The sequence below is a fragment of the Gracilibacillus marinus genome, from assembly GCF_042651725.1.
GTDB lineage: Bacteria > Bacillota > Bacilli > Bacillales > Amphibacillaceae > Gracilibacillus > Gracilibacillus marinus.
Map to the genome: position 1 here is coordinate 546,277 of NZ_JBHSDV010000001.1, position 11,325 is coordinate 557,601.

Below are 11,325 nucleotides of genomic sequence, written 5' to 3' on the forward strand. Positions count from 1 at the left end.
CTAACACCCTGATAAGTTTTGCTACCAATCAGTCAGAGTTTACAACTCTAACTGATTGAAGTCTCACTTTATCTCAGTTGGTTCACTCCAGTCTCTACGTTTCTAACCGGGCGTTTTCACTTTTGTTTTACCGCGTGTATATAATGAATGGTTTCGAATGCGGATAGGTAGTCGTTTCTTGATGCGAAGTACTTTTGTTGGATCATTTCTGGTGACAAGTGTTCATAAATGAGTAGGCCAGCTTTTTGTAACATGTTCTCTAATTCGGAAAATGTATAACATGATACCATTGGTTCACCACTTGCAGCAGCCATTTTTACCATATTTGTCACTCTATTTGCTTTTCCTTTTTCTGTGAACAGTGTTTCGTCCGCATAATCAAAAACAATGGAACTACCTGGTGGTAAATGATTAAATAAATGTTGAAGTAGGTTCATTGTGTCTGACTTAGATAAGTAATAGGATACGCCTAATAAGCTGTAAAAAGTTTTTCTATTGTGGAATCCAGCATTAATTAATGCTTCATTTGAGAACTTCTCAGTAAAGTCTATTGGAACATATTGAACATTATTTGGGATAGAATCGTCTAGTTGGTGCAGTTTTTCTATTTTAAATTGTTGTGTGGACGGATGATCGATTTCGAATATGTTTATTTTCGACTCTAGCTCTCTATGACGTAATGCAAATGTATCTAATCCTGCGCCTAATATGACATATTGGCTCACACCTAAACTTAGTTCATTGAGTAGGACACTCTCACAATAGGCTGCACGAGCTAAAGGTGTTGGAGATAGTTGTACTTGTGTAATCCATTTTAACATTTCTTCTTTATTGTCGCTTAATTCTTTGGCTAAGTCCTTATTAAAGAATGACATCCCTTCAATCATATTGTTACTAATCATTTGGAATTCTTCGCTTGATAGTAAATCATTTGCAATGAAATCATCAAAAATTTTAGGGTGATCAAATTTACTGTGATATGCGCGACCAAATGCAGCTATTAATGATGTCAAACTGGATTTACTTGTTTCCATAACGTTCCCCTCCAAAAAAATAAGATTCTCCCGGCCAGAAGAATCTTATTGTACACCACTATTTAATTGTTGTAAATTATAGCATAAATAACTTTTTTTGTCAAATATTATAATTGGATTGTAATAGTAGGAGACGTGTGGTTTTGTTTTTATATTAGGAGAAATTTGCGTAGTTATCTACTTAACTTCTTCTCATTTTGAATATAACTTGATCATGGTCCAAAATTTTATAATGAATATATTCCATTCCGTCATCAAGCTTATCTAATCTTGCGGTTAAGTTGATATGATTGTTGTCTATTTTATCAGATAAAGTTTGTATTGCTTTAGAATTACTGTCTACTTTATCAGATAAAGTTTGTATTGCTTTAGAATTACTGTCTGCTTTATCAGATAAAGTTTGTATTGCTTTAGAATTACTCTCTACTTTTGCAGTTAATGAATGAATAGCATTAGAATTATAATCTACTTTATCAGATAGTTCTTTAATTGCTTGTAAAATCATTGTTACTTCACTTGATTGCATGTTTTCCTCTCCTTTCTAGAATTTGTTTCTACTCTATTATAATGGATGATAGAGCTATAATCATTAGTAATAATTAACTGTTTTTCTTGTCGAAATAGATGAAAGTATTCGAATACGATATACTAAAGATAATGATGAGGAGGATGGATTATATGATAGTAGAAGCTGTGATGTTACAAGTAAAGTCAGGTTATGAACAAGAATATGAAGAGGCGTTCGCAAAAGCTTCGACTATTATTTCATCTATAAGTGGCTACATCTCTCACGAACTACAGAGATGTATAGAGGTGAAAGGGCGTTATTTGCTACTGGTAAAATGGGAAACATTAGAAGATCATACAATAGGATTTAGACAATCTGAACAGTACGAAGAATGGAAGCAGTTGTTACATCACTTTTATGACCCATTTCCTGTTGTGGAACATTTTGAAAAAGTTAGTTTGATGAAGTAAAGAGTTATATATAGTTTTTGTGAAAAGTATGTAAAGATAGTCATAACAAGTAATTTTCAATGATATGATGAGAGTAAATGGAATAGAAGGTGATATTGTATGAAGATTGCTGTTGTTGGAATTGGTTATGTTGGTTTATCCAATGCCATTCTGCTGGCACAACATTATGAAGTAGTCTTAGTTGATATTATGCAGACAAAAGTCGATTTAATTAATAAGCGAATTTCTCCGATTGTAGATAAAGAGATGGAAGAATTCTTAGCGACGAAAGAATTGAAATTAACTGCAACAACCAATTTACAAGATGCTTGTTGTAAGGCAGATTATACGATTATTGCTACTCCTACAAATTATGATACCGAGAAAAATTGTTTTCAAACAGAAACGGTCGAAACAGTTATCGAACAAGTACATACATATAATCCCGACTCGACAATTATTATCAAATCTACTGTTCCTGTTGGGTTTACTGAAAGAATGAAACGTAACTATCAAACGAATAATATTATATTCTCTCCTGAATTCCTTCGTGAAGGAAAAGCATTGTATGATAATTTATACCCATCAAGGATTATTATTGGGGAAAAGTCCAAACGCGCAATTATTTTCGGAGATTTGCTTCAAAAATGTGCGAGGTTAAAAGATATTCCAGTGCTATATACCAATCCAACAGAAGCAGAAGCAATTAAATTATTTTCTAATACCTATTTAGCTATGCGTGTTGCTTTTTTTAATGAATTAGATTCCTATGCTGAAACGAGAGAATTGGATAGTAAGCAAATTATTGAGGGAATTTCTTTAGACCCTCGAATTGGGAATCACTATAACAATCCATCTTTTGGTTATGGTGGATATTGTTTGCCTAAGGATACAAAACAATTGGTTGCCAATTATGAAGATATACCGAATAATATGATGACTGCAATTGTAGAAGCAAATGAGACAAGAAAGAATCATATTGCTGCAATGATTGTAAAGGAAAATCCAAATATTGTTGGAATTTATCGATTGACGATGAAAACAGAATCGGATAACTTTCGTGAGTCTGCTATTCTTGGTGTAATGAATCGATTAGTTGACCAAGGTGTCACGATTGTGATCTATGAACCGACAATACAAGATAATAGTTTTCTTGGAATGGAAGTTGTTTCAGATTTACAAACATTCAAGGTGCTAGCAGATGTGATTGTTGCGAATAGATACACAGAAGAATTGGATGATGTCATGGGTAAAGTGTATACGAGAGATATTTATTTTAGAGATTAAGACAATAAAATTTTTACATAAAAAAATCCAAACGATTCGAATAGCTATTTACCGAATTGTTTGGATTTTATGTGTATGAGAAGAGAACTCTAATTACTAATTGTGATATTAGATATGTGTTTTCGAACCGCTACAATAAAAGTAATTATAGAATGTTGGCATTATTACATATCCATTATGATGTTTTCTTTAGATTATGTGTTATTGCAAACAGAATAAGCTTTTATCTTTAACAAACTAAAATGCAAGCACTAGAAAGCATTGTAGAACTTCACTGAGCGAAGGCGCACACTCCCACTCCTATGGAAAGGGGAGTGGGCAAGCCGGAGCGAGTTATACGCACACAATTTATTACTCATTAGAATGATGTCATAACACCCTTTTATTTCCAAGCAATACATATAGCATCGTTTCAGTTTTGTCTGAAGAAGGATATTTGTATCCTCATTTCTTATACATAGAGATTATTTACTGATGGACATCACAGGTTCTTTAGCAGGCTTTCCAAAAAGGTATCCTTGAAATAATTCAAATCCTTGTGTCTTTAGCCAATTAAAATCTGTCTCTGTCTCCACACCTTCAGCAAGAGGAATCGAACCAATTTCTTTTGCTTTTGATAATAGTTGTAGTGCTTTCTTTTGTTTTTCACCATCTGATGCTACCCCTTGTACATATTTCATATCAAGTTTCATATATGCGGGTGTTAGTTCCTCTAATAAATCAATGGTATTATATCCTTCACCAACATCATCGAGTGCATATGAAAACCCTTTTTCTTTATAATATGTTAAGATTCGCTTCAAATGATTGACATCATCTACCTTATCTGTCTCCACTACTTCAAATACTAATGTATTCGTTTCTATTCCTAATTGATCAGCAAGCATTGTTGTGGATTTAAGACAATGTTCAGGTGAATAAATTGACGTCGGTATAAAATTGATAAAGGCTTTGGCGTTTGTGATTTTCTTTGCGTACTTGACAGCAGTTAGTCTGCATAAACGATCTAGTGCATATAGCCTATCACGAATTCTAGCTGCAGAAAAAATTTCATTAGGATAAATTACTTTCCCTTCCTCATCCATAAATCGTGCCAACAGTTCATATGCATAGATTTGTTTATCAGCTGTAATGATAGGTTGATAGTGGGAAATAATTTGTTTGTTTTGGATGACGGTATCTATCCAATCAGCAGAAAACACCTCATCAGCAGTATAAATAGATTGCCATTGTTCTCCGATAATTCTATAAGAAATCATATCATCAGATAGATGATCTGTACTAAAGTCATATAAATCTCGTAATGCAGGTTCGTTCACTATTATAGTATTATCACGTTGAGTGATTGGATGATGCTTACTTAGATAAGAAACGATTGTTTTTTCTAGTTCTATTGAATTAACATTCACTTCAAATCGTAAACCTTTTATACTGCAATTTAAACAAGACATGAGTATACACCCTTCTACTTTATTTCATTTAATATAACATAATTTGTGAGTATTATCCTATCTCGTGATAAAAATGTGCTAAAATAACTATAAATTTTTGATATTGTAGTGACTTTTGGATTAAATTATTTTATACTTTTTTGTATAGTCCATAAGTTAAAAGTCTTACAAAAACATACTCTTCTATTATTTAGAAGATAGATAGACTTTAATTATATGGATTTTTTTATAACAACAAAAGAGGAGGAAAGTGAATGAAGAAGTATCAACATGTTGTTGCATTGTTATCAGCAATACTATTACTTTTTACCACGATTTTATCACCGATTGGTTCGATAAAATTACATGCAACAACTACTGGTGATTTTCCTTTACTTGCAGAACGAACAGATGAGGGAATATCTTTGACAATGCAAGTAGAGACAGTATCAAGTGAAGACATTGTAAGTGTACAATTGGTTAAAAATGAACAAAACAGTACTATTTCTCCAGAAATCGTAGATGAGTATATAGGAGAAGATCAGAACACATCATATGTGCATTATCGTTATTTAGACACAGAAATAGTAGATAATGAAAGCTATACATATGAGGCGATTGTGACTTTAGAAGATGAAACACAGTTAATTAGCTCCCAACAAACGGTGGAAGCATTAACTGTATCCGATAAAGTTACAGATGATCAAGTGGTGGAAGATAACGATTCTGTTACAGATGAAGCAGAACAGTTGCCGCTAATTGAAAAAGCACTTTTTTACGTTGGCGATACAGCAATACTATTCAATAAATCAGAAACTTCACCGTTTGAGTTGGATGCAAATCAATTAGAAGCGATAGAAAATCAACAATCTATACTATCTCCAATTGAATTACATGTTTCTGATGCTGTTACATCTATTCGTGTGAATGATGAATCTTATCTTGTTGAAAATGGTGTGGTGACAATACCTTTTGCAAAAATTATTAACATAGAAGAACCTGTCACAATTACAACATTAAAAGAAGCATTTCAGTTTAGTGGAATGAATTATTATGATGTCGAACTAGATGTCCAACACGATGGGGTTGCTTCCAATATGTTACTGTCTTTCTTGAATATTGATGCATTTGTAGGTGTAGAAGAAGAAGTGACAGAACCTGAGCAAGAAGTAGCAGAAGAAACACCGATAGAAGACGAATATGTACCTGATTTTGAACTTTTAGATATAACAGCAACCTATCATTCATTTTTATTTGATTATGTTGTTTCTGAAAATGTAAGTGCATTAAGTATTGTTGTAAATGGTGAGACGTATTCATTAGATGTGGGTGCAAGTCAATACGAACTTACAGAATTAGAGTCGAATACACAATATGACATGGAATTCGTATATGAAATCAATGGAGAAGAATACAGTTATTATGTAACATATGACACAGAACGATCTCCAGAGTCTCAAACAGAAGTATCTTTTGAGCTGAGTAATTCTCTTGAAGAGTATTATAGTGTGAAGCTGGTTGGTTTAGATGAGCATAATAGCGATGTACAGCTATGGGGAGAGGCATATGACAATCGTACAAGTTTTTATGATGAATCTACTATCCCCTATGGAGCATATCGGGTTTATTTAATTGATTATAATTATTCTAATCGATACATTTATGAAGATATACAAGTGGAGCAAGGAAATGATTATGTTAAAAACCCAATTACATTACACTTTGATGAAGCATCATTACCAGAGGGAGTAGATATTGAAACATCTATTATCGAAGTGACAGATTCAAGTATTAAAATAGAAGTGAATAAAAATGGGGTTAAGGCACCTGTTACAATTAATTTGATAAATCAAGAAGATTATTGGGAAGAAATTGAGAGCATTGAAGTGACAGAAGATAGTATGCAATTCACTTTTGAGAATTTGCAGCCAGGAACTAGTTATTACTTAGAAACTTCCGCGAACTATGAATATGGTTATTCTTCCTATCATTCAAAAGATGTGATTACAAGTAATGAAGCAGATACGGAATTTGTTCAATTTGATTCAGCAGCAGTAGAAACTGCAGTAAAAGAACAATTAGGTGTCTATCATCGTGATGTAACGACATCTGATATGCTTAAATTGAACCATTTATATATGGAAGACTATACGTTGGAAGCAAATACAACATTTGAAGGGCTTCAATTTGCAGAAAATTTAAAAAGTTTATCTGTATATGGGGATATTGAAGTACAGTATACGATTGATTATTCTGTTCTATCTGAAATTACTAGTTTAACAGATTTGAGTTTGAATTATTTACAAATAGAAACGATTGATTTTTTAAGTACACTATCGAATCTAGAAAGTCTTCGTATATATGGTAATGCCATTACAAATATCGAAGTGTTAGCTGAATTGTCTAATTTGGATCATCTAGATTTAGATGGTAACCCAATTCAAGACTTAACACCATTATTAGAACTAGATCAGTTATCTTCTGTATATTTATACGATGTGGAGATGGAAGACTATGATGTTGTTGATCAATTAAAGGAAAAGGGTATTGAAGTTAGCTATGATATATATGATCGCTATTCTTTTGCTATCGAAACAACAAACGTTACGCCAGATTCTATTACTGTATCTTGGGAGCCAGTAGAAAATGTGGAAGTAACAAAGTATGAGGCTTATATCAATGGTACTACAGTGGAATTAGCTAGTGATGTGACATCTTATACATTTGAGGGATTACAACAAGATACAGAATATGATGTGGATATTACAGTGTATTTCACAAATGGTGATAGCATCAATGATTCTATCTGGATCAGTACAGATTATTTACCTTCAGGTGAGATTATTGAATTTCCAGATGAAAATCTAGAATTAGCGATACGTGATTATTTGTATGAATATGAACGTGATATTTATCAAAGTGATTTAGAACGATTAGAGTATTTATACTTGTATGGAGACAATATAACTGATTTAACAGGTCTTGAATATGCTACAAATCTAAATACATTATCTATTTATGGTGGAGATTTACAAGATTTAACACCATTAAGTGAATTGACAACTCTAGAGAGTCTATATTTATCTGATAATAACATTACAAATATTAGTCCATTACAAAGTCTTGTCAATCTAGATAGTGTCGACCTTAGTTATAATCCAATATCTGATTTTTCACCATTGACATCTCTAACTAATTTAACCGATGTTTCTTTAGAAGAAACGAATTTAGAAGATGTAACTATTTTAGAATCCTTACCGAGTCTTGAATATGCATGGATTGGCTATAATCCTATTACATCCATTGATGGATTGTTGCAATTAGATAGTATACAGGAGATTGGTATTTATGGTATAGATATTGATTTCTATGAGAATGAAGCACAATTAGAAATCGTAAAACAATTAGCAGAAAAAGGTGTCTCTGTATGGGGTGACTTTGTTGGTGTATATCCAGAGTTAATTGTTACAGTAGACGATATTACCTCTAATTCTGTAGTTATTAATTGGGAAGGGTATAAGTTAGAAGATGTAACGAAGTATTCTATCATGGTCAACGGAGAGATTGTAGACTATGTAGATGCTGCTACAATGAGTTATACATTATCTGACTTAACATCTAACACAGGTTATGATATTAGAGTAGTTGCTCTTAATGAAGAAGAAGGATATATTGCTGATGATTATAATTGGTTCTATACAGACGTAGATGAGAAAGACAAGAAACAGTTCCAATTCAGAATCATCAATCAAGACGGTGAAAATGTTACGAAACAATTAAATTATTCTTTTGAAAGTTATGGTAACTATCCTTTCTATGATTATGGTGTCATTGATAATGGTTCATTTACTTCATGGAATGGAAATATAACGGAATATAACTTACCAAAAGGAAGTTATGAATTGATTATTTATGGTGAAGGTAAGTATTCTAGTTATTATAATGAAATTGTTATAACAGATGACACACCAGAAGTAATTGATATTGAATTAGAAGAAGTGGAAGAAAACTTTGAAGATATTACAGTGACTGTTGAAGATCAAGATGGTAATCCTGTGACAGACGTGGAATATATTCAAGTATATGACTATAATACAATGCGTCAATTTAATTATGAACATGGTGATTATTCTTTACATCAAGTAAGTAGTGATGATGGTGTCTATACAATACAAGATGTATTATGGACAGAAAATCAAACATATGATTTGTATGTAAAAGCACCAGGATATACATCTTATGATTCATCAATTAGTGAAAATAATATTCGTGTGACGTTATCTCCAGCATCAAAAGTGGAAGGTACAGTTGTAGACGAAAATGGTTCTCCACTAATTGGAGCAAGTATTTCTGCATATGGAAATCAGTCTTATGCATATGCAACATCTAATGAAAATGGATTTGTATTAGATGGAATAAAAGAAGAGGCGTTAAAAGTAGAAGTATCGATGCAAAACTATCAAACAAAAATGATAGAAATTGCTGCATCTGATTTCCAAGATGGTGCTGTTCAAATAGGTGAAATAGCATTAGCACAAGAACAGTTCGTTCACGGTAAAGTTTTCGATCAAGAAGGAAATCCAGTTAAAGAAGCACAAATCGAATTGATTGGTGACAACAGTCGCTACAGCTCATACTGGGCAAGAACAGATGCTGAAGGTTACTTTAAGCTATACAATGTGGAAGATGGTACGTATACATTACGAGCACAAAAATACAAGATGCCGACTGTCGAAGTAGAGAATGTGACGCCGTCTGAAACAGAATTAGAAATTGAGTTAATTGAACAAGGAACTGGTAATTTCACTGGTGAAGGAAACGGATTTATTTCAGATGTGAAAACAGTTGTTCCAGGAGATATGGTGCAATATCGTTTGAACTACAAAAATAACGGTGATGCAACGACAGAATCTCTTGAAGTTACATTGAATTTAGATGAAGAGATAGAATTAGTTGAAGAATCTGTACAAGTAAATGGTAAGGATATAGAAGTTTATAGCAATGTTGTAACGATTGAAGATGTAGAAGCTAATGAAGCAGGTGTGCTTTCATTTGAGGCAATAGTAGCTGAGGATACAGATGCAACTCGTTTAACGACAAATGCTACAGTAGAAGCATCCGAACAAGAGGATGTAATTTCGTATAATACTAGTTTGAATGTATTATATGTAACTTTAGAGGTGCCATCTGTTACTGGTACTTCAAATGTGAAAGTATATGGTAACGCAAAAAATGGTGCGAAAGTGGAGATTTTTGATGGGGATACAAAATTAGCAACAGTAGAGAAGGTAGATAGTAAATGGTGGTATGCAGATATTAAACTACCTGTCTCTGTTGACGAAGAAAGTACGCATTCATTAATCGCAAAAGTAACAGAAGGGGAGCAAGTTAACTATTCTACATTAAAAGAAGTGACATATGTACCGAATCTCCCTGAAATTACAGATGTAGAGGTTTCGTCAGGATGGAATCAAGGTATTACAATTAATCCGAATATTGGTATGGTTACTGCTGCTTTAGTTGAACTTACGCCAATTGACATTTCTGTAAACTTTGGATCAGATGTCGCCAACCCTAGAATTAGCTTTTTAGGTGAAGAATATGATTTCCATCAAAAAGAAGGTTCGAACACATATCAATTACGTATACCGGGTAATTGGAGTTCTTATGGTGAACAATTAATGGAATTAGTGTATGAGGTAGACGGTCAAGATGTACGTATGCCAATTATGCAAGTCATTGTTCTTATTGATCCATCTGGTTATGTATTTGAAGGTAGCATGGATAATCGTTTAGAAGGTGCAAAAGCAATTGTTGAACAGTTACAGGCTAATAATGAAAGAGAATTTTGGAGAATGTGGGACGCAGAAAATTATGGTCAAATCAATCCTCAAATAACGGATGAAGATGGTCGATATGGATGGGATGTTATTCAAGGTGATTGGCGCGTGATTTTCTCAAAAGAAGGCTATGAAACGTATACTAGTCGTATTGTCTCGGTCCCTCCACAAGAAACAGAGTTAAATGTACCATTAGTTCGTACATCGAATCCTGTTGTACAATCTATTGTTCCAGAAAATAATAAGAAAAAAATCGAGACAGATGCATCTGTTTCCATAACATTTGATCGCTTGATGAACGAATCAAATATGGAAGAAGAAATTACTGTATTACAAAATGGCGAGATTGTGGAAGGAATCTTTACTTTTGAAAGTTATAATGGTTACAAAGAAGTAGACGGTCAATCAGGCTATTTTGAAGAAGACCCATCGAAAAAACTTTCTCAGAAGGTTATTTTTACACCAAATGAGGAATGGAATGCAAATGCTGAAATTACAGTAAAAATAAGTGACCAGTTATATGATTACGATGGTAAATATTTAAATACGGCGTATGAGACTACTTTTACAACTGCTGAAACACCAGGAGAAGATCAAGAGCCAGGTGAAGGAGAAGAAACACCAGGAGAAGATCAAGAGCCAGGTGAAGGAGAAGAAACACCAGGAGAAGATCAAGAACCAGGTGAAGGAGAAGAAACACCGGGAGAAGATCAAGAACCAGGTGAAGGAGAAGAAACACCGGGAGAAGATCAAGAGCCAGGTGAAGGAGAAGATACA

Annotated in this window: 6 protein-coding genes; 3 read left to right on the top strand and 3 right to left on the bottom strand. The window is 33.3% G+C overall.

Translation table 11 applies throughout. From position 1 onward, the window contains the following. Positions 1 to 116: 116 nt before the first annotated feature. Both ACFOZ1_RS02480 and ACFOZ1_RS02485 read right to left on the bottom strand, forming a co-directional pair. Complete coding sequence (locus tag ACFOZ1_RS02480; protein ID WP_390195472.1) at positions 117 to 1,034, bottom strand: class I SAM-dependent methyltransferase; 918 nt, start codon at positions 1,032 to 1,034, stop codon at positions 117 to 119. 181 nt (positions 1,035 to 1,215) lie between these two features. Then, complete coding sequence (locus ACFOZ1_RS02485; protein ID WP_390195474.1) at positions 1,216 to 1,560, bottom strand: hypothetical protein; 345 nt, start codon at positions 1,558 to 1,560, stop codon at positions 1,216 to 1,218. Between the two features lie 152 nt (positions 1,561 to 1,712). Here ACFOZ1_RS02485 and ACFOZ1_RS02490 point away from each other — a divergent pair, with 152 nt between their 5' ends. Both ACFOZ1_RS02490 and ACFOZ1_RS02495 read left to right on the top strand, forming a co-directional pair. Continuing rightward, positions 1,713 to 2,012: an antibiotic biosynthesis monooxygenase family protein gene (locus ACFOZ1_RS02490; protein WP_390195477.1), complete on the top strand. Its 300-nt coding sequence runs from the start codon at positions 1,713 to 1,715 to the stop codon at positions 2,010 to 2,012. Between the two features lie 99 nt (positions 2,013 to 2,111). Continuing rightward, positions 2,112 to 3,278 carry a nucleotide sugar dehydrogenase gene (locus tag ACFOZ1_RS02495; protein ID WP_390195479.1) on the top strand — a complete coding sequence of 389 codons (1,167 nt, stop codon included), beginning with the start codon at positions 2,112 to 2,114 and terminating at the stop codon, positions 3,276 to 3,278. A 464-nt stretch (positions 3,279 to 3,742) separates the two neighbouring features. Here the strand turns inward: ACFOZ1_RS02495 and ACFOZ1_RS02500 are convergent, their stop codons facing one another. Then, positions 3,743 to 4,729 (bottom strand): EAL domain-containing protein, encoded by a 987-nt coding sequence (locus ACFOZ1_RS02500; protein WP_390195481.1) that lies wholly within the window; start codon positions 4,727 to 4,729, stop codon positions 3,743 to 3,745. A gap of 254 nt (positions 4,730 to 4,983) precedes the next feature. Here ACFOZ1_RS02500 and ACFOZ1_RS02505 point away from each other — a divergent pair. Beyond that, the coding region (locus tag ACFOZ1_RS02505) for a carboxypeptidase regulatory-like domain-containing protein (protein ID WP_390195483.1) at positions 4,984 to 11,325 on the top strand (6,342 nt) is incomplete at its 3' end.

Coding starts and splice junctions, on each gene's coding strand:
- ACFOZ1_RS02490 (WP_390195477.1), top strand. CDS start 1,713: ATGATAGTAGAAGCTGTGATGTTACAAGTAAAGTCAGGTTATGAACAA.
- ACFOZ1_RS02495 (WP_390195479.1), top strand. CDS start 2,112: ATGAAGATTGCTGTTGTTGGAATTGGTTATGTTGGTTTATCCAATGCC.
- ACFOZ1_RS02500 (WP_390195481.1), bottom strand. CDS start 4,729: ATGTCTTGTTTAAATTGCAGTATAAAAGGTTTACGATTTGAAGTGAAT.
- ACFOZ1_RS02480 (WP_390195472.1), bottom strand. CDS start 1,034: ATGGAAACAAGTAAATCCAGTTTGACATCATTAATAGCTGCATTTGGT.
- ACFOZ1_RS02485 (WP_390195474.1), bottom strand. CDS start 1,560: ATGCAATCAAGTGAAGTAACAATGATTTTACAAGCAATTAAAGAACTA.